We start from the raw sequence: 19396 nt of genomic DNA, 5'->3' as shown, positions 1-19396 counted from the left end.
CACCCGTCCCGCCCTTTATCAGTGAGATCTTTCATGCGTTTTGCCATCAACCACATCACCGCGCCGAAACTTTCCCTCGAGGAGTTCTTCGCGACTGCCCGTGAACTCGGCCTTACCGAAGTCGAAATCCGCAACGACCTGCCTGATATCGTCGGCACGGTGGATCCGTCCGCGTTGAAGGCGGCAGCCGAAAAGGCCGGCGTGACGATCATCTCGATCAATGCGCTTTATCCCTTCAATGTCTGGTCGGGGGATCTGCCGCAGCGCGCCGTTGCCATGGCCGATTATGCCGCGGCAAGCGGCGCGAAGGCGCTCGTCATGTGCCCGCTCAACGATGGAACAGAGGTGTCCTTCGACGATCTCGTGGCGGCGCTGAAGGCCATGAAGCCGATCCTTGAAGAACGCGGGCTGACCGGCCTTGTCGAGCCGCTCGGTTTCCCCATCTCGTCGCTACGCACCAAGGCCGAGGCCATCAAAGCAATCGACGCGGCTGGTGGCGACGATATCTACAAGCTGGTGCACGACACCTTTCACCATCATCTCGCCGGCGAGACTGCGTTCTTCCCCGAGCGTACCGGCCTCGTGCACATTTCCGGCGTAGTCGACCCCACCGTCTCCGTCGCCGACATGCTGGATGCCCACCGTGTTCTGGTGGATGGCAACGACCGGCTGGAAAACATCGCGCAGATCAGGACGCTTGAGGCGACCGGCTACAAGGGTCCTTACAGCTTCGAACCCTTTGCGACGGAAGTGCATGACCTGAAAGACCCCGCCGCTGCGGTGAAGGACAGCATCGACCATATCTCCCAGGCGCTCTGACCGCCTCGCCGCCTGTGGTTCGCCGCGGGCGGCGCTTTATGGTCGGAGATAAAAACCCAGAGAATTCAATTCCGTCTTTACGGATCATGCTGTAGTCTTCCACAGATTAGAGAGCAGCAGACAGGCACGGGTATTCTCCAGATCGACTGCATTGAGCAGGCTTTCTGCCCGCACCGTCCGAAGAAGAGTGGTTGAATTCCCCTTTATGAAAATAGACAGGAAAACGACGCTTAAGGACGTAGCGCGGGAGGCGAATGTATCGCTGAGTACGGCTTCACACGCCATCAACGGTACAGCCCCCTTGACTATTCAGGTTCGCGAGCGAGTGCTGGAGGCGGCCCGCACGCTCGGTTATCTCGAAAACCGCCGGCAGAAGGCGACGATCGCCACTTTGCGTGTCGTGCTTCTCGCCATGACCAATGATGCGGCACCGCAGAGCGATCTCAACATGGTCAGCTGGACGATGCTGAACGGCTTCCGGCGCGAGTGCGAGAAGCGCGGCATTCGTATCGTTCCGTTTGTCAGCACAACGAGCCGGCTCGATCCCGTTGCCGTGGCGCAGGCTGCCGATGCCGACAATGTCGATGGCATCGTGGTTCTCAATGATGACAGGTCGCAACTGGTCGAGGCACTGTCCGCGCTTGGCAGGCCGGTGGTGCTGATCAATGGTGAAGACCCGGCCATGATTGTCGATACGGTGACGGCCGAGAACCGTTTTGGCGCGCGGCTTGGTATCGAGCATCTGCTCTCACTCGGGCATCGCAATATCCTGCATGTCACCTGGAAGGGCCGCACGACGATCCGCCGGCGGTTTGATGGATATAGCGACGCCTTTCTGGCGGCTGGCCTGACAGTTCCGGCCAATATGGTCATCGAGGTGGAAAGCTACGAGCCGGAATGGGGCGAGGTCGCGATCCGCCGCCTGCTGGCCGAGCAGCGCCCGCTTAGAAACGCTACCGCGATTTTCTGCGCTGCCGATAATCTGGCGCTAGGCTGTCTGAAGGCGCTAACGGAAGCTGGTATCCGCGTTCCGGATGATATCTCGGTGCTGGGTTTCGACGATATCATGCCGGCCGCCTTCAGCGCGCCGCCGCTCAGCACTATTCAATTGCCGGCGGACAGGTTGGGCGGTGCGGCACTTTCGCTTTTGGAGCAGCGGCTTGTGGCGGCTGATCCGACCCGGCCGGCGCACCGGCTGGAACTCGGCTGTCGCCTCGTGCTGAGGGGCAGCATTGCGCCGCCCCCCAAGTGATTTTGCAGTTTATTTCATGCCCGTGCCGGCAATCCCTGTCGTGATGTAGCGCTGCAGGAACAGGAACACGACGGTGACGGGCGCAAGGCTGAGGAAGGTCATGGCGAGAATATAGTGCCATTGCACCGAGAACTCGCCCTGGAAGGCGTTCAGCCCCACCTGCAGCGTGAAGTTTTCGCGGCTGCTGAGGACGATCAGCGGCCAGAGGAAGTCGTTCCAGCGCCACAGAACCGAGAAGATGGCGAGAACCGCGAGCGCCGGCGCCGTCAGCGGCAGAATGATGCGCCAGAAAATGCGGAATTCGCTGGCGGCATCGACGCGGGCCGCCTCGATCAGCTCGTCGGGAATGGTCAGCATATATTGCCGCAGCAGGAACACGCCGGTTGGCGTCGCGACGGTAGGGATGATGACGCCCCAGAGATTATCGACGAGGCCGACGCCGACGATGACGAGATAGGCCGGCACCATGACGACGGTGAGCGGGATCATCAGGGTCGAGATGATCAGCACGAAGATCGCCTTCTCGCCGCGGAAGCGGTATTTCGACAGCGCAAAGGCCGCCATGGCATTGACAATCAGGGTCAGAACGGTCGCGACGAAGGTGACGAAGACCGAGTTCTTAAGAAAGGTCAGGAAGCTGAACCGGGTCAGCGGATCGGTGAAGTTTTCCGTCGCGATGGTCAGTTTCTGGACAGGCGTTATTTCGCGCGTATCGACGCTGACGGGTGGGCCGGGATTGGCGGGGTCCACCATCTGGGCTTTGAGGCCGACACGGCGGACCATGGCCATTTCCCGCTCTACACCATCTATGGTGGCTTTCCAGACGCTGAGCGGCTTGTCATAACCCTGCACCTCCACCTGCACGGCGGCGCGCGGCAGAAGGCTCGGTGGAAACCGGGTGATTTCGGCTTCCGGTTTCAGCGATGACATGGCGGCCCAGACGACCGGGATGAGGACGGCGAGTGTGCCGCCGATGAGCCAGACCCATGACAGGACGTCGGTAAGGCCGATCCGGCCGGGGCGGCGGGTTCGCGTCAGGAACGCGACGGCGTTGAGGTTGCCGGACATGATCAGGACTCCATCTTTTTGCCGAGGCGCAATTGCACGAGCGTCAGCGCGAGAAGCACAAGGCCCATGAGAACCGAGGCGGCGGATGCAAGGCCGAATAGCCTGAGATCACTGCCGAAGGCCATCTGGTAGATATATTGCACGACGAATGTGTTGGCCGTGCCAGGCCCACCACCATTGGTCAAAACCCATGCTTCATCAAATATTTGCACCGAGCGGATCATCAACAGGATCAGGACGACGAGCAGGTTGGGGGCAAGCAGTGGCAAAGTGATGCGCAACAGTGTGCGCCGGGGCGAGGCGGCGTCAATGGCGGCTGCTTCATAGAGGTCTTTCGGAATGGCCTGCAGGCCGGCCAAAAGGATGAGCGTATAAAAGCCCATATGGAACCAGACTGAAACCACCACCACGAAGAAACGCGACCAGCCGACATCCAGCAGGAAGATTTCCGGCGGCACGCCGAGCATTTGCAGGAAGGCGTTCAGCAGGCCGTTGCGGTCGAGGAACCATTTCCAGATGAGACCGATGACGACGGGCGATAGCAGCACGGGGTAAAAGAACATGGCCCGGAAAAACCCGCGCGCGGCCATTGCCCGGTTGAGGATGAGCGCCGTGACCAGCGCGACGAACAGTGTGGCGGTGACGTTGAAACCGACGAACCACAGCGTGTTCCAGATCGCCGTCCAGAACAGCGATTCCCGGCAGCTGCCGGGGTCCATATAGCTCTGGCAATCGAGCAACTTGCCGAAATTTTCGAGCCCCACGAAAGGGCGGTCGCTGATCAGGAGTTCGGTGCCGCCGGTGAAGGCATAACCGACGGCAATCGCAATCGGCAGGAAGGTGAAGATGCCGAACAGAACAAGGTTCGGCATCAGGAAAATATAAGGCATGCGCTTCTTGCCGATCAGCCGCTCGATCAGGTTGAGCGGCACTTCGGCGATGGCCATCACAGCATCTAGAGCACGGTCGGACAGTCTCGCAAGCTTCGGATTGGCCATGCTACCCTCTCCCCTCGCTATTGAGACGCGGCAGCGCCAGTTCGGTGGCGGGGTCGAAGATATGCACCCTTTCACGCGCCGGCATGATCTTCAGCACTGCGCCGGAGGCAGGCGCGAAATGGCCCGCCTGATGCACGATGATCTGCTCTTTCTGGCCTTGAAGATTGCCATAGAGATAGGTCTCTGTGCCGAGGCTTTCGTGGTACTGCACCTCGAAGGGCAGGCCGGCATTGTCCGTGACCGTGAAATGCGAAGGGCGTATGCCCGCCAGCACCGCCTGTCCGGGGCTGACGGCGGCCGGATCGACAAGGCAGGGTAATGGCGCGCCATATCCGGCATCGATTTCCATATTGCCATCGCTGCCGGTGACGATTGTGCCCTTGAGAATGTTCATGCGCGGCGAGCCGAGGAAGCCTGCAACGAAGAGGTTGCGTGGATTGTCGAACAGCTGAAGCGGGCTGCCCACCTGCTCGATGCGCCCGGCGCGCAGCACCACGATCTTGTCGGCCATGGTCATGGCTTCCACCTGGTCGTGGGTAACGTAGATCATCGTCGTCTTGATATCGCGATGCAGCCGCGTGATTTCGGCGCGTGTCTGCACGCGCAACGCCGCATCGAGGTTCGACAGCGGCTCGTCGAACAGGAAGATGTCAGGCTCGCGCACGATGGCGCGGCCGATGGCGACGCGCTGGCGCTGACCGCCAGAAAGCTGTTTCGGTTTGCGGTCGAGATACGGTTCGATGGCCAGCATCCGCGCGGCCTCGTTGATACGGCTTTCGATTTCTGCCCGCTTGAAGCGCAGGTTTTCCAGGCCGAAGGCAAGGTTCTTGCGCACGCTCATATGCGGATAAAGCGCGTAGGACTGGAAGACCATGGCGATCTTGCGTTCGGCTGGCGACAGCGCGCTGACATCGCGCCCACCAATGCCGATGGTGCCGGAGGACACATCCTCAAGACCGGCGATGATGCGCAGCAGCGTCGATTTTCCGCAGCCCGAGGGGCCAACAAAAACGACGAACTCCCCGTTCTCGATCTGAAGATCGATATCATGCAGCACATGAACGGCGCCGAATGCCTTGTTGAGGTTTTCTAGCTTCAGACTTCCCATCACCTGCTCCCTTCGGACAAGTTCGTCATCGCGACGATCTCTTGTTTGTTCCAGCCCTCGGGCAAGGGCATCGTTCTTCTAACGGCGACATCGCGCGCCGAAAATCCCTCTACGCCGGAGAGATAGACCGCAGGCATTCCGCCGGGATAATTCTCCAGTCCGACGATCCTGCCTTCGGTATCCCGCGTCCAGGCATTGGCGCGACCGGCGGCATCGGGGCTTGGCGCGATATCCGCATTGGTCGGGCGCAGGTCATATTGCAGGCCGGTGCCGAGCTTGCCGGGCTGCTGCGACAGCGTGATGCGCTCCAGTGTGACATTGTGAATGCCGGCCTTCGAGGTGGCGACGAGGTTGATCGCGCCTTCCATCGAGCCGCTCAGATCTTCGACAACAAGGTTTTCCACACTGCCGGCCTGACGTTCGGGGCGGCGATCGACGACCGTGACGGTCACCGCTTCGCCAGAGCCCCAGAAGCCGCCGGGCGTTTCATGGCACTCGGCCTCGATCCGCGAAAAGCGGATATTGCGCATGGCGCCGCCATCGCGGGAAAAAAGGCCGATGCCGCGATTGGATTCAACGATCCTGCAATCCTCGAAAACCACATTGGTGAAATCGCCAAAGGATTCCGTGCCGAGTTTAAGGGCGCAGCTGACGCTCGAGACCGTGCAGCGGCGGACCGCGATATTATCGCAGACGCCGACGGCGTTGCCATCCGGCCCCGCACTTGTTTTCAGGCAGATGCCGTCATCGGCGGTTGAGATGAAGCAATCCTCGATCAGCGCACGCCGGCAGGCGTCCAGCACGATGCCATCCGTATTGGGCAGGCGGCGGTCATTTTCGATGCGGACATTCCGGAAAACAAGATCGTCGCAATCGACCATGTGCAGCGTCCACATCGGCGAACCGCTGACGAAGAGGTTCTCGAGGCGCACATTCAGGCAGGATTCCAGCACGATGACACGCGGACGGCGCGCCGCCGGGATATAGGTTCCCATGGCCTCGTCATCGCCGATAATGAAGTTCTTGCCGCCCGCCTCGATGCAGCCGGGACCGGTGATGGCGATGTTGCTTGCTCGCCGGGCAATAATCATGCCGCGGTTGGATGCCTCGGCGATGACGGAAACTGTCGTATGGGCATAGGCCTCGTAGTCGGAGACGGGTGCAAGCACCGCATCTTCGGCAAGATGCAGCTCCACGCCGCTCTTGAGATGAAGGCCGCCGCTGACATGGCGTCCGGCCGAAAGCGACACGCGCCCGCCGCCCGCCGCCGAGACCGTATCGATCGCCCGTTGGATGTCGGCGGTGGCGTCGCGGCCATCGGCCGTGATGGTGATGTCTGGCTGCGCACTCATGATACCTGCGGCCTTTTCAGGAACACGTCGATCAGGAGAAGCATCGTCAGCGCCTGCCCGTAGGGCGTCGGCAGATTGGGAATGCGGCGATAGAATTCGAGATCATGGCCCATCGGCGTACCATCGGAGACGCCGTGCACGACGCCTTCATCATCGATATTGCCGAGCACCGCCTTCAGCGCCCGTTCCGCATGCGGCCGGTTCTCTTCGCCGAGAATGCCGGCTTCGATGCCGCGCAGAATGCCGTAGGCGATACCGGCCGTGGCTGATGTTTCCACCGGCGAGGTCGGGTCGTCGAGAAGCGTGTGGAACATGCCGTCTTCGCGCTGATATTGCCGGAGCGACCGCACCTGGCTTGCCAGCACATTGGCGAGGAAGCGCCTGTCCTTTTCGGAGAGCGTCGGCACCAGTTCGAAGAGTTCGGGAATGGCGACCGTGATCCAGGAATTGCCGCGCGCCCAGAAGGCGTCGGCGAAGTTGTGGCGGCCGTTGAAGGTCCAGCCGTGATACCAGAGCCCGGTGACGGGATCCGACAGATAACGCGTATGGACCATGAACTGGTAGACCGCCTCGTCGATCCAGTCCTGGCGTTTGCACACCACGCCGGCGCGGGCAAGGAACAGACATGCCATGAACAGCGTGTCGTCCCATAATTCGCCCTCGTTCAGCCGTTCCTTGACGACGTGCTGAAAGCCGCCATCCTCGGTTTTCGGCAATTCATGAACCAGCCAGTCGGCCCAGTCTTCCACCAGCGCCCGGAAATCCGGCCGGTCGACATGTTCGGTGAGGATGACGAGCGGCAGCATCGGCGCGGAACTGTTGATCTGGCGCGGCGGCAGGCCACGCTCGATCTGCCAGCCATACCATGTCACGAGGTCGTCCAATGCCTTCTGGTCGTTGGCGGCCAGCGCCCGGCGCAGGAAGCCGTAAAGGCCGACGCCGACTTCCCAATCCCATTCGTCGAACTGGATCTTGCCATCGGAACTGCCGCTCGCCAGACCTTCCTGAATGCCCTTGAGGCGGCTGAAGGCGGCGGCGACATTGTCGATCGTCGTCCGAAGAGTGTCTTTTTCCATGCTTGGCTGGTTCATCTGGTTATTCCGATTAGGAGTAAAATGGTCGTGCCGCGCCGCCGGATGTGGGATCGGCACTGTCGAAGGTGATTTTTGGCTGGGGCTGCTCGTGGTCGAAGGCCATGGCTTGCCCGCCAATGGTGAACGCGCCGTCCCAGGCGAGGGTGAGGTCCGGTCTGCCCGGCGGTGTGACCGAGAGCAGCCGGCTTTCGGCTTCGAAGGTGACGCGCGTGGCGAGGATTTTTTCCCGAAAACGGGCAAACTCCGCGACATCCCCGCAGCCGATGACGCCGACCCAGCCGGCGCGGCGGCCGGGTGATCTGATCTCGCGATTGGCGGTGGCGCCTGCGGTAACGGGTTCGAGCCCGTTCGTCGCATAAAGCGCGGCAAAGCCTCGGCCCGAACGGGTGATGAGCCAGTTGCCCTCCGTCAGCACCTCGTCCAGCCCGTCGCGGCCGAGATAGGCATGGGTCCAGTCGTTGCGGTGATCGTCCGTGTCGAAGATCATCATCGCCAGATCACGGTGTTGCGCCACGCGCGGCAGGATGCCGCTGCCCGCCCAGTAGGAGGGGCGCTGCGTACCCCACGGATCATCTTCGCCGGGATGGTTGACCCAGAGCCGCGCCATGGGATGGCCGGCGAGTTTGATGTCCATGACATGCTGCTGGTGGCCTTTGCGACCGGTTTTATGATCCACCACGGTTGAAAGCTGCGCGGCCTCGTTCTTGAAAAGCACGAGCTTGCCGGGTTCCAGCCCCTGCGCATACCGCGCCTCGACCATACGGCCAGCCTCAAGCTGTGAAAGGGCGGCGAGATGTACGGGCGGCAGATAATCGCCGCAGCAGAACATCGGCAGCGAGGCGACGCCATTGTTGAGCCAGCCCTGGCCGAAGGCCACCTGCGCAAACGGCGCCAGTTCCGTCAGCGGCCCGGCGCGCAATTCCTTGTCATAGGCTCTGCCTTGAGAACCGCAGGCAACGCCGCCAAGCGTATGCAGTGCGATCATCTCGAAAATTAGATCGAGCTGGTAGCGTGCGCGTGCGGCAAGCTCCGTCCCTGCCCAATGCTCGATGGCGAGAAGGCCAATGAAATCCACGGGGTAATAGGCGGCCGAATTCCATTCGGCGAGGCCATGCGCCTCGACGCTGTCGAACCAGCGCTCCAGCCGGTCCGCCGCCAGCGCCGCCTGTTGCCGGCCGGTGCGGCCGGAGGCGGTGAAGACGGCGTCCGGCAGATAGTCGCCGGCCAGCAGCTGGCTGGTGTGGAAGCACAGAACGTGGTTCTCGCTCCAGAACCACATGACGTCATTGCCGGGTTCATCCACCCAGTAGCGATAGGCGAGGATCGAAGCATTGATCCGTTCCAGCATCTCGGCCGGCAGACGGTCACTATGGGCGCGCACCAGCCAGAGCAGCGGGATCATGATAAAATCGGAGCAGTCTTCGCGCCGGTCGATGGACCACAACGTAGCGTCAACGATGCCGCCGATGGTCTTGAGGTCATCGCTGCCGGTGGCGACCATCGCCAGCGCACGGCCGATGCGCCATGCGCCGAAACGGGCGCTAAAGGACAGCGCCGCCTTTTTTCGCTCGGCAATATCGGCGGCTGCGGGTTGCGGGGCGGCATCGCGCATGAAGGCCGCGTCGATAACCCGCGTTACAGTTCCGTCTCCGGAACCGAGGGTAATCCTGACGCCGTGATACCCGTCCGAAATGCCCCTGGTTTCAGGGATCGTCAGCGAGGATTGCCCGGCTTGCAGCACGGTATCCACTTCCGCAAGCGCCGCGCGCTCATGTCCATGGCTTTTCACCGCGATATGCACGGGCAGGTCGCTTGTGGGCGCGGCACCGAAAACCAGTTCAAGCGCCGTGCCGGAAAACACATCCTGCGCAGGACGAACGTCGCGCACCAAGGCGGCAAGACGCTTCGTTTCTTCCCTGTCGAGCGGCACGGGCAGCACGACCGTCAGCGGTGTGGCGTCGATAACTTCAAGCTCGAAGAACCAGATGATGTCGCGTTCCGCCAGATCCTCGCAGAGCAGCAGCACCTCATTGTCGCCGGCCGCAAGCTCGAGTGTGATGTCACGGCTGGTTTCGACATTGCGGATAAAGGGTTCGAAGCGCACCTGTTCGACGCCGCCCACCCAGATGCGCACGCCGCCGCAGGTGCGCAGCCGGAAATGCGCTTTTCGCGTGGTGTCGCTGCGGAATGTGCCCTTCAGCCAGCGCTGCACGTGGGTGGGAACATGCCAGAAGCCGGTGAATTCAACGCGGCGGTTGGAACCCGGCAGGTTAAGGTGCGAAACCGCAAAGGCAGCCTCAGGCGCGATGTCGCGACCGATCATGGTCTGCTGGAAGGCCTTGCGGCAGGGCAGGTCGCCGACATCGACGAAACCATTGATGAAACGGTAGTTCACCCGGTCCTCCGCCGGCGCGGGCGTTCCCGGAAACGAGGTCTCTACCAGATCGGAGACTATCCAGGCTGTCACCGTTTCGCCGTCGGCAACGGTATATGTGGGTTGCGACGCAGTCGTCGCCAAAGGTCTATCCGTCATAATGGATCGCCTCCCTTCGATCTTTATGAAATTATTTTCACAAATCTATCTTCGCTTTTTTACGTTGATTTGTGCGATTTCGCCAAAACAAACAGCTTGACGTTTATTCTGTCAAGTCGCAAAACAGGATAAATCGAATTAAGCAGAGGAGCTTCTGTTCGATTTATGAAAATATTTTCATTGGGAGGATGAGCATGGTGAAATTGTTTTCGGGCGTCAGCGCCCTCGTATTGGCTTCTATCGCGGGTCTTTCGGTCGCGCAGGCGGAAACCCGCACGATCACTTTTCTTTTTACGGATGACGACCAGGGTTATGTGCAGCGCATGTCCGAGCTCAGCAAGGAGTTCGAGGCCGCCAATCCGGGCGTGAAGGTCAACTTCGTGTCTTCGGGCTATGATGCCGTTTCCAAGCAACTGCCGGTACAGCTGGCGGTCGGCGAAGGCCCAGATATCGCCAAGATCACCGACTGGCAGCTTGCGACCTATTATCTCGACATGCGTCCTTACATGAAGGATGCGGAGGCCTTCGCCAAGCTGCACGGTTCCAGCCTCAACCAGCTTCGCCTGCCCAACGTCAATGATCCGCAGTCGATCAACGGCTACATGGCGTCGCAGACGCTGAACCTGCCCTTCGTCAACAAGACATTGTTCGAGCAGGCGGGTGAGCCGCTGCCCGGCCCGACCGCGAAATTCAGCGAGATCGTCGAGGCTTCCGCTCGCGTCGCCAAGTCAACCGGTGTGCAGATTCCCTTTACCATGGACCGCTCCGGCCACCGCTTCTCTGGCGGTGCCTTTGCTTATGGAGCGACCTATGTGAAGGATGGGAAGTTCAGCTTCCCCGATGACGCGTCGAAGAAATACATCGCCGATATCTATTCCTGGACGCAGAATGGCAGCTTCCCCAAGGAAATGTGGGGTGCCGCCGGCGGTTCGCAGTACAAGAACATGGGTGACGAATTCGTCAACGGCAATGTCGTGACCTATCTTGCCGGCAACTGGATGGTCAATCCGTTCCAGAACAAGATCGGCGACGCCTTCGAATGGACCGCGATCAATGCGCCCTGCGGCGATGCCGGATGCTACGCCATGCCCGGCGGTACCGCCATTGTCGGCTTCAAGCGCACTAAATACCCTGAGGATGTGGCCCACTTCGTCGAATTCCTCGGTTCCGAGAAGGTGCAGCGGGAAATCGCCGAAAACTACGTCATCCTGACGGGCGCGGAGATCGTCGATCCGCAATACAAGCTGAAGAGCGAAGACGCCAAGGCGGCGATGAAGGTCTTCCTCGACAACAAGAAGAACGTGCCGCAGGCAGCTCGCGAATTTGAGCGCGCCAAGGGCGGCAGCGCCATGTATCAGCAGATCGTGCAGCGGATGAGCCAGTTGATCGTCGGGGAGTTGACGCTCGACCAGACCTACAAGGTTCTGGCCGACGATGTCGCCAAGATCAATGAGGCGGTTGCGGTCAAGAAATAAGGGGCAGCCATTCCGGCTTTGCCGGAAGAGCCAAGCCATCAAGCGATATGCCCGGAGCCGGTCTCCGGGCATATCTCTCCGCTTTTTTCGGGCGGATATTGCCGCATATGCTCTCTCGATCAGCACTATCGAAAAACTGAAATACGCTCCGTTTAAACCTGATGACGAGGCGCGCGGGAAGCCGTGCCGCCTGTTTTCGTCACGCGTCACTCGCTGCAAATCATAGGATTCGTCATGGCCAAACTGAAGATGTCGTCTTTTCCGTCCGCACGGTTGTCCCTGCTTGCCTCCGTCGCATTGCTGGTTCTTGTTCCGAGCGCGCAAGCGTTTGATCGCACCGGGCCGGCAGGTCAGGGTTATGCGATCACGGTGCCGGAGCCTGCCGCGACCTATCCGCTGCCGCTTTCCGATACTTATCGCAACCAGACCGGCAAGAATGAGAAGGGCGAGGATGTTCGCGCCTATGACGACCGGGACAATCCGATCATCGAAATCCTCTCCGGTTTTAATCGCATCTGGACGCTTGGTGATGAAAAATGGGCGGATGGCGGCGCGAATGGCGACGGCCCCTCGGATTTCAGCCATGTGAAGATTGTCGATCCGGCCGTCTGGCAGGAAAACATGCGCTACGTGCTATCAGTGACAGGTGAAAACCGCACGCGTGCCGCCGCTTTCGAAGCCTATATGAATGACCGCCGTTCGCAGGGTTACAGCGTCATCGACGGCTTGGGCCCGCTTGCCGACTGGTATCGGGAAGGGGCGGGCGCGACAACGACGATCAATCATACGCTTGCGGATTTCGACCCGAACGAGGTCATCACCCGCAAGGAAGACGACAAGGGCACCGAGGCGGGTGCGGCGGATAGCGAGCTGAAGGATTTTGTCGCCTTCATGAAGGTGATCCGCGGCCCTGAGGGTACGACATCGCCGGCGAAATACTTCTATTCCACACCACGGCCCTGGCGCATGAATGCCAAGGGCGAGGTGATCGAGACCGGCAAGGAAACGATTGGCGACCGCACCTTCGAAAGCCATGACAGCGATCTGGGTGTCGTCGTTCCGGCGCTGAAATATGCCCGTGAAAATCGCGGCCGCGCCAAGGATGGCGGTTTTCCTAGCGGCCACACCAATGCCGCCTATCTTGCCGCCATTGCTTATGCCTATGCCGTGCCAGAGCGTTTTTCCGAATTGTTGACGGCGGCCTCCGAACTCGGCGAGAGCCGCATCGTCGCCGGCATGCATTCGCCGCTCGATGTGATCGGCGGCCGCATTACGGCAACGGCGATGGCCGCCGCCATGTTGCAGGATCCTAAAAACGCCGAGGTGAAGAAGGCTGCCCACGAAGCCTTGCAGACCTATTTTGCCAAGCGTCTGCCGCAGGGCCAGTCGCTTGTCGACTTCGCCCATGGCGCAAAGCCGGATGTTGACCGGTTCGCCGATGCGGCGGCGAATGAGGTGGATTATCGCAGGCGCATGACCTTTTCCTTCAGCCGCGACAAAGCCGTGGGCGATGCGCCGATGGTGGTGCCGAAGGGGGCCGAGGTTCTGCTGGAAACGCGCCTGCCCTATCTCGATGCCGCAGAGCGTCGCGCCGTTCTGTTCTCCACCGGCATCGAGGCTGGTTATCCGCTGCTCGATGACAGCAATGGCTGGGGCCGCATCAATCTGGTAGCCGCCGCCGGTGGTTACGGCGCGTTTGACGGCGATGTCGAAGTGACGATGGATGCCGCCGCCGGCGGGTTTAGTGCCGCAGACCGCTGGACGAACGATATTGCAGGGCACGGGCGTCTCGTCAAATCCGGCAGCGGATCGCTGACGCTCAGCGGTAACAACAGTTATGGTGGCGGAACGATCCTCAGGGATGGCACGCTGGTGGCTTCCTCTACGGATGCGCTTGGAACCGGCGGCGTTCTGATCAGCGGCGGCACGCTCCAGCTTACGGGAAAAAAGGATGTCGTCATCGGCGGCGATTTTACGCAGTCGGCCGGTGGGCTGACGCTTGATCCACAAAAGGTCGGGCTGAAGATCAAGGGCAATGCGGTGGTGGACGGCGCCACGCTGAAGCTCGCCTTCGATGGCGGCGCACCGGCTGCCGGCACACGGCTCGATGTGATCTCCGCCAACGGCCTGACCGGCACATTCGCATCGATCGATGCGGGCAATGTGAAGGTGAGGCCAATCTATACGGGTTCGGCATTGTCGGTGGTGGTCGAATAGGGCGTGATGCAAGGATGCAGTCCGCCGCAACCCCCCGGTTACGGCGGTCTCGCCGGATTTGCAGAAGACCGCTGGATGATCGCTATTACAGGAAGTAGCGCACCCGGAGCGGCAACAGCGCCGCGCCAAGGGCTGAAGGATCGCCTTCGGTCTCGCTAAGAACCAGCTTCGCCTCCTTTGGCCCGACACCATAACGGTGCTCGCGTTGCGAAGGCATATGCGCGCGTTCGATCATCATTCGACCCAGCGCGCGCGGCAATTGTCCGCCGAAGACGATAGCCTGCGGATCGAGAACGGCGATCAGGCTCGCCACCAGCCGATCCACCTGTGGCATGGTCTCGGCCAGCCACTCCTCCACACCCGGCCATGAAGGATCGAACTGCCGATAAAGGGCTTCGATCGAATGGATATCGACGCCGTTTTTCTGTAAAGTCGCGATCAGATATTGCAGGGCCGGGCGCTTGGGCGATTCATCCGGGCTGTATATGCCGCTGAATTCGCCAGCATTGCCGTGGAAACCGTAAAACGGCTGGCCGCTGAGAATGAGGCCGCCGCCGAAACCATAGTTGAAGGACAGGTAGGCGAAGGTCTGGCACCACGAGCCGACACCGCGAAGGCTTTCGCCGATGGCACCCGTGGTGCCGTTGTTTTCCAGCCAGACGGGCAGTTGAAACCTTTCTTCGAGGATCGGTTTCAGATCCATCAGCGACCAGTCTCGTAGAGGTTCAGGCGCGTTGAATGCCCGGTCTTCCGACACGAAGAAACCTGACATGGAAAAGCCGAGGCCAAGCAGCCGCTCGCGCGGTATGGCGTGTTCCGCCAACTGCCTTTCAAGAACCAGCGACAGCGCGGCAAGCGTCATTTCCCGATCGCCGGGCAGCATCCTCAGTTTTTCCTCGACGATCACGGTGCAGCGAAAATCGGCGAGGCAGATCACCACGGAATCGGTGTTGATGGAAATACCGAGCGAATAGGCTGCTTCGGGCACCAGCTCGATAGTGGGGCTTGGCTGGCCACGTGTGCCTTTGAGCGGCGCGCCGGTGCGTAAGAGCCCGCGCTCCAAAAGGCCTTCGATCAGCCGGTGCACGGATTGTTGCGTCAGGTTGGTGTGGCCGGTGATCGATGCCCGGGCGATGGGGCCGTTGCGGCGGATGATATCCAGAATGAGGCGCTCGTTCTCGCTGGCAAGCGGCTGGCGGTCGAAGGTCTGGGGCGGCGTCTGATCTGTTGTCATCGCCTTGGATAACGGCTGCGCGGGGCGGCGGCAACATGGGGCATCGGTTCGCGACAGCATTTTTCACTGGACTGTCATAAATATTACACTTAGAGTGTATTAATAAGGGGCCGGTCAACAACGGGTCCCCAGGAGGAACCATTCAATGCGCCTGAAATTTCTTGCGATCGCCGCGCTTGCGCTGGCGACGACGGCAGCGCCGTGCCTTTCCGCTGACAGCAACATGAAAAACCTGAACTTCGATCTGTCGAAGGTTACGCGTGACAATTTCTATGAGATCGTCATTCCCGCCGCCAAAGCCGAGGGCGCGGTGACGATGTATAATTTCGCCGGCAGCTTCGCCGATACATGGAAGGAGCTGATCACCCGTTTCGAAGCCAAATATGGCATCAAGGTTGCCTATAGCGACGTGAAGGGCGATCAAGCGAACCAGCAACTCATCGCGGTGCAGGCGGCAGGCCAGGATTCGCCGGTCGATGCCTATTTTGCCGGTGGCGGCAGTTATCCGCTTCTCTCTTCCAAGGGCGTTGTCGGCAATATTGCGCTGACGAAAATTCTGCCGAACATGGCCAACTACAATCCGGAAATGGCCGAGACCGTTTTCGGCAAGCCGCATGGCGGCAGCTTCCCGCTGGTGCATCTCAACCAGACCGCCATCGGTTACGATTCCGCCTTCGTGAAGGCCGAAGATGTGCCGAAGAGCTTCGAGGACCTGCTCGTCTGGGCCGAGAAGAACCCCAAGCGTCTCGGCGTTACCCTGCCGGCCAAGGGCGGTTCCGGCGGCGGCTTCATTTATTCGGTGGCGCTTAATTATCTCACCGGCGACTGCCGTGCAAAGCTCACCGACTATAATCAGACGCTGCAGCAGGCCGAAGACTGGGCCATGGAGTCCGAGTGCCTCACGCCCGTCTGGGATTATTACCGCCGTCTTCTTGCCGTGGCTGAACTGACCAATGGCAATGCCGACACGCTCAACCTCATCAACAACCAGCAGCTTCACATGGGCACCGTCTGGGAAGATCAGGTCATGAGCTTCCTCGGCACCAAACAATTGCCGGATAGTTTCCGCGTCACGCTTCTGGAAAAAGGTCAGGTCGGATCGGGCGACGCCATGTTCGTGCCGGCCAATGCCAAGAACGTTGCATCGGCGTTGCTCCTCATCGATATGGCGATGAGCAAGGAATTCCAGCTCTGGAAGCTGGAAAACAAGGCTTCGCGTTCTCCCCGTGCGGATGTCACCAATGATCTGATGCCGAAGGCCGTGCAGGAGCATGTTTTGCCGCAGAGCGTCTATCCGCGCCTGTCTGCCCCGGCTTTCTGGGACATGTCGACGGCGCTTGCCGAAGCGCTCGATGAAAAAGTGCTCAACCAGTAACGCCTTCAGGATCGCCGGATCGTGTGGGGCACAAAGAGCCTCCCACGGTCCGGCAAGCTCGGCCGCAAACAGGAGGGAGCCTCGCCATGAGTGAACTCGAGATCAGCAATATCACCAAGGATTACGGTTTGAGCCGGGCGCTTCATCCCGTGTCGATCACCGTCGAGCGCGGCGAATTCGTCACCATTCTCGGCCCCTCCGGTTGCGGCAAGTCGACCTTGCTGCGCATTCTGACGGGTATCAGCCAGCCGTCGGGTGGTGAAATCCACCTTGGCGGCAAACGCATCGACCAGACGCCGCCGGAAGCGCGCGATATCGCCATGGTGTTCCAGTCCTACGCGCTTTTCCCGCATATGTCCGTCGCCAAAAATCTCGGTTTCGGCCTGAAGATGAAAAAGGTTGCGAAAGACGAGCGCGCACGCCGCATCGCCCATGCGCTTGAAATCTGCAATCTTGCCGGTCTGGTGGATCGCATGCCGCGGCAATTGTCCGGCGGGCAGCAGCAGCGCGTGGCGCTGGCGCGGGCCATCGTCATGCAGCCGAGCCTGCTGCTGTTCGACGAGCCGCTGTCGAACCTCGACGCTAAACTCCGCGATACGCTGCGCCACGAACTGACCGAACTTCACCGCCGCATCGGCGCCACCAGTCTTTATGTGACGCATGATCAGGCCGAGGCCATGGCGATGTCGGACCGGATCGTCGTCATGAATGCCGGCCGGGTCGTTGAGATCGGCGCGCCGCTCGAGCTTTACCGCTCGCCGAAACACGCTTTCACCGCCGGTTTTCTCGGCCAGACCAATCTTCTGCCCGTATCCGCCCAAGGGACACAGGCGCAATTGCCCTGGGGGCAGGCCGTCACGCTGGATAAAGCGGCAGCCGGCAACGTCCAGATTTCGGTTCGTCCGGAAAACATCCACATCCGCGCCGATCAGGCCGGTGACGGCACGGTTTCCGCCGTCTCCTTCATGGGCGCCAATGCGCTCTACACGGTCGAGATCGGCGGCCGCCAGATCCGGATCAGCCAGTCCGGCGCTGAAACTTTGATCGATGCCGGGCAAAGGGTCGCCCTGCAATTTCCCGGTTCAGTCCATCTTCTCGATGACAGAATGGCGGGGGAGGCTGCGTGATGGCCGCGGTTCTTCGCGACAGGCGCGCGCAGCTCCTTCTCTTGCTGGCGCCTGGGGTAGGGTATCTTCTGGTCTTCTTCGGCGGCCCGCTGTTTTCAGCGTTGATCGGCAGCTTCAGGCAGGAAGATGGCAGCTTCACCCTGATGTTCTACCAGCGGATATTTACCCGCGCCTCGATGATCCGTGGTCTGACGACATCCATTTATTACGGTGTGATGCCGGTGATCGTCTCGCTTGCGGCCTCGGTGCCGCTGGCGCTGTTGATCCGCAAGAGCTTTCTCGGCCGCAAGCTGTTCAGCGGTCTTTACAAGCTCCCGATGGCGGTGCCGGGCATCATCGTCGGCCTGATGGTGATCGTCGTTTTCGAAAGGGGCGGTTTCCTCGACCGTCTGGTTGCGCCGCTCGGGCTGGAACTGCCGAAGCTCGTGCGTGACGATTGGGGCATCGGCGTCATTCTGGCGAGTGTCTGGAAGCAGATACCCTTCATGACGCTGATCATCACCAGCGCCTTTGCCGCCATACCCGAGGATATCCGTTACGCCTCGCGCACGCTTGGTGCCTCGCGGCTGAAGACGTTTTTCTTCGTGGAAGTTCCGCTCGCCATGCCGGGCATCACCGCCGCCATACTTCTCACCTTCATCGGCTCCATGGGCTCCTATGCCATTCCCGATATCGTCGGCCCGCCGACGGCCCGGCCGCTCTCGGTACTGATGATCCAGGAGTTCAATCAGGGCCGTTTTAATCAGGTCTATGCCATGGGCATGGTGCTGAGCCTTTTCGCGGTCTCCGTGCTCATTCTTTATTATTCCCTCACATCCCGCATCGGCCCCGGCCAAAACCGAGGAGACGCATGATGAGCGCCATAACCCTTGAACCCGCCACCATTGCCCGCCGCCGTGCCTTTACGCCGGAAGACCGGATTTTTGTCTCCATCGGACTTTATGGCGCGCTGACGCTCGCCATTGCCCTGCCGCTCGCGCTGATGTTCCTCTGGAGCATCGCCGATGGCTGGTCGCCGCCACTCGTCGTGCCGAAGGATTACACCACGGCGCGCTGGGCGAGCATTCTCAGCGATGACAGCCTCATTCGCGCCGCCATCAACAGCATCCTCATCGCCATCGTCGTTACCTTTCTGACGGCGGCCATCGCGCTGCCCACGGCCTGGGCCATGGCGCGTTTTCCGTTCCGGCTGAAACGGCTGGTGGAAATCTTCATTCTGGCGCCGATCATCATTCCGGGGCTGGTCGTCGCGGTCGGCATCGGACAGGTGTTTCTTCTCTTCGGGCTTGCCTATTCGGTCACCGGGGTCATTCTCGTGCAGATTGTCGGCACCCTGCCGCTGATGATCCGGCTGATGACGGCGGCGCTGGAGACCATTCCCGATGATCTCATCCACGCCGCGCGCTCGCTGGGTGCCGGAACAATCGGCATCGTTCTGCATATCATCCTGCCGCTTGCGGTGCCCGGTCTTCTCGCCGGCGGGCTGATGTCCTTCATCGGCAGCTTTGAGGAATTCGACAAGTCCTTCATCGTCGGCGCGCCTGTTGTCGAAACCCTGCCGATCAAGCTTTACATGTATCTCGACCCCTATTCGATGCAGCTGCCGCTCGCCTCCATCGTCTCCTTCATCCTGCTTCTTCCCGCACTCGTCGTCTTTATCATCGCCGGCCGCATTCTGCGCGACGACCTGATGGCGGCGGGCATGGGGAAAATCTGACCCGGGCGACAGAGCCCCGATAAATGC

15 protein-coding genes are annotated in these 19396 nt (G+C 60.6%); 8 read left to right on the top strand and 7 right to left on the bottom strand.

All coding sequences use genetic code 11. The features are described from left to right. Positions 1–33 precede the first annotated feature (33 nt). Entirely contained in the window at positions 34–819 is a 786-nt protein-coding gene (locus JZX89_RS25200) for a TIM barrel protein (protein WP_207135705.1), read from the top strand. A 205-nt stretch (positions 820–1024) separates the two neighbouring features. Continuing rightward, positions 1025–2071, top strand: a complete 1047-nt coding sequence (locus JZX89_RS25195) for a LacI family DNA-binding transcriptional regulator (RefSeq protein ID WP_207135704.1) — start codon at positions 1025–1027, stop codon at positions 2069–2071. Between the two features lie 9 nt (positions 2072–2080). Here JZX89_RS25195 and JZX89_RS25190 read toward each other — a convergent pair whose 3' ends face one another. The 6 genes from JZX89_RS25190 to JZX89_RS25165 are packed head-to-tail and all read right to left on the bottom strand — an operon-like array spanning position 2081 to position 10224. Beyond that, positions 2081–3139, bottom strand: coding sequence for a carbohydrate ABC transporter permease (locus JZX89_RS25190; RefSeq protein WP_207135703.1), 1059 nt, complete (start codon positions 3137–3139; stop codon positions 2081–2083). 2 nt (positions 3140–3141) lie between these two features. Next, positions 3142–4137 carry a carbohydrate ABC transporter permease gene (locus JZX89_RS25185; RefSeq protein WP_207135702.1) on the bottom strand — a complete coding sequence of 332 codons (996 nt, stop codon included), beginning with the start codon at positions 4135–4137 and terminating at the stop codon, positions 3142–3144. A gap of 1 nt (position 4138) precedes the next feature. Next, entirely contained in the window at positions 4139–5245 is a 1107-nt protein-coding gene (locus JZX89_RS25180; protein WP_207135701.1) for an ABC transporter ATP-binding protein, read from the bottom strand. Then, complete coding sequence (pglB, locus tag JZX89_RS25175) at positions 5245–6597, bottom strand: polygalacturonase PglB (RefSeq protein ID WP_207135700.1); 1353 nt, start codon at positions 6595–6597, stop codon at positions 5245–5247. Before pglB ends, JZX89_RS25180 begins: the two co-directional genes overlap by 1 nt. Further along, entirely contained in the window at positions 6594–7688 is a 1095-nt protein-coding gene (bglB, locus tag JZX89_RS25170) for a beta-galactosidase BglB (RefSeq protein WP_207135699.1), read from the bottom strand. The genes pglB and bglB overlap by 4 nt, the downstream gene beginning before the upstream one ends. 13 nt (positions 7689–7701) lie before the next feature. Beyond that, positions 7702–10224, bottom strand: a complete 2523-nt coding sequence (locus JZX89_RS25165) for a hypothetical protein (RefSeq protein WP_207135698.1) — start codon at positions 10222–10224, stop codon at positions 7702–7704. A 194-nt stretch (positions 10225–10418) separates the two neighbouring features. Between JZX89_RS25165 and JZX89_RS25160 the strand changes: the two genes are divergently transcribed. Then, on the top strand, positions 10419–11699 hold the full coding sequence (locus JZX89_RS25160) for an ABC transporter substrate-binding protein (RefSeq protein ID WP_207135697.1): 1281 nt from the start codon (positions 10419–10421) through the stop codon (positions 11697–11699). Between the two features lie 234 nt (positions 11700–11933). Continuing rightward, positions 11934–13916: a phosphatase PAP2 family protein gene (locus JZX89_RS25155; protein WP_207135696.1), complete on the top strand. Its 1983-nt coding sequence runs from the start codon at positions 11934–11936 to the stop codon at positions 13914–13916. Positions 13917–14001: 85 nt separating this feature from the next. Here the strand turns inward: JZX89_RS25155 and JZX89_RS25150 are convergent, their stop codons facing one another. Beyond that, positions 14002–15150, bottom strand: coding sequence for an ROK family transcriptional regulator (locus JZX89_RS25150; RefSeq protein ID WP_207135695.1), 1149 nt, complete (start codon positions 15148–15150; stop codon positions 14002–14004). A gap of 145 nt (positions 15151–15295) precedes the next feature. Here JZX89_RS25150 and JZX89_RS25145 point away from each other — a divergent pair, with 145 nt between their 5' ends. The 4 genes from JZX89_RS25145 to JZX89_RS25130 all read left to right on the top strand — a co-directional run bounded on the left by JZX89_RS25145 (position 15296) and on the right by JZX89_RS25130 (position 19369). Then, positions 15296–16525 carry an ABC transporter substrate-binding protein gene (locus JZX89_RS25145; protein ID WP_207135694.1) on the top strand — a complete coding sequence of 410 codons (1230 nt, stop codon included), beginning with the start codon at positions 15296–15298 and terminating at the stop codon, positions 16523–16525. A gap of 86 nt (positions 16526–16611) precedes the next feature. Then, positions 16612–17652, top strand: coding sequence for an ABC transporter ATP-binding protein (locus JZX89_RS25140; RefSeq protein ID WP_207135693.1), 1041 nt, complete (start codon positions 16612–16614; stop codon positions 17650–17652). Continuing rightward, positions 17652–18506, top strand: coding sequence for an ABC transporter permease (locus JZX89_RS25135; protein ID WP_207135692.1), 855 nt, complete (start codon positions 17652–17654; stop codon positions 18504–18506). The genes JZX89_RS25140 and JZX89_RS25135 overlap by 1 nt, the downstream gene beginning before the upstream one ends. After that, entirely contained in the window at positions 18506–19369 is an 864-nt protein-coding gene (locus tag JZX89_RS25130; protein WP_207135691.1) for an ABC transporter permease, read from the top strand. Before JZX89_RS25135 ends, JZX89_RS25130 begins: the two co-directional genes overlap by 1 nt. Positions 19370–19396: the final 27 nt, after the last annotated feature.

It is taken from the genome of Agrobacterium burrii, from assembly GCF_017313405.1.
GTDB classification, from domain to species: domain Bacteria; phylum Pseudomonadota; class Alphaproteobacteria; order Rhizobiales; family Rhizobiaceae; genus Agrobacterium; species Agrobacterium burrii.
This window is presented reverse-complemented; position numbering and strand designations above follow the sequence as displayed.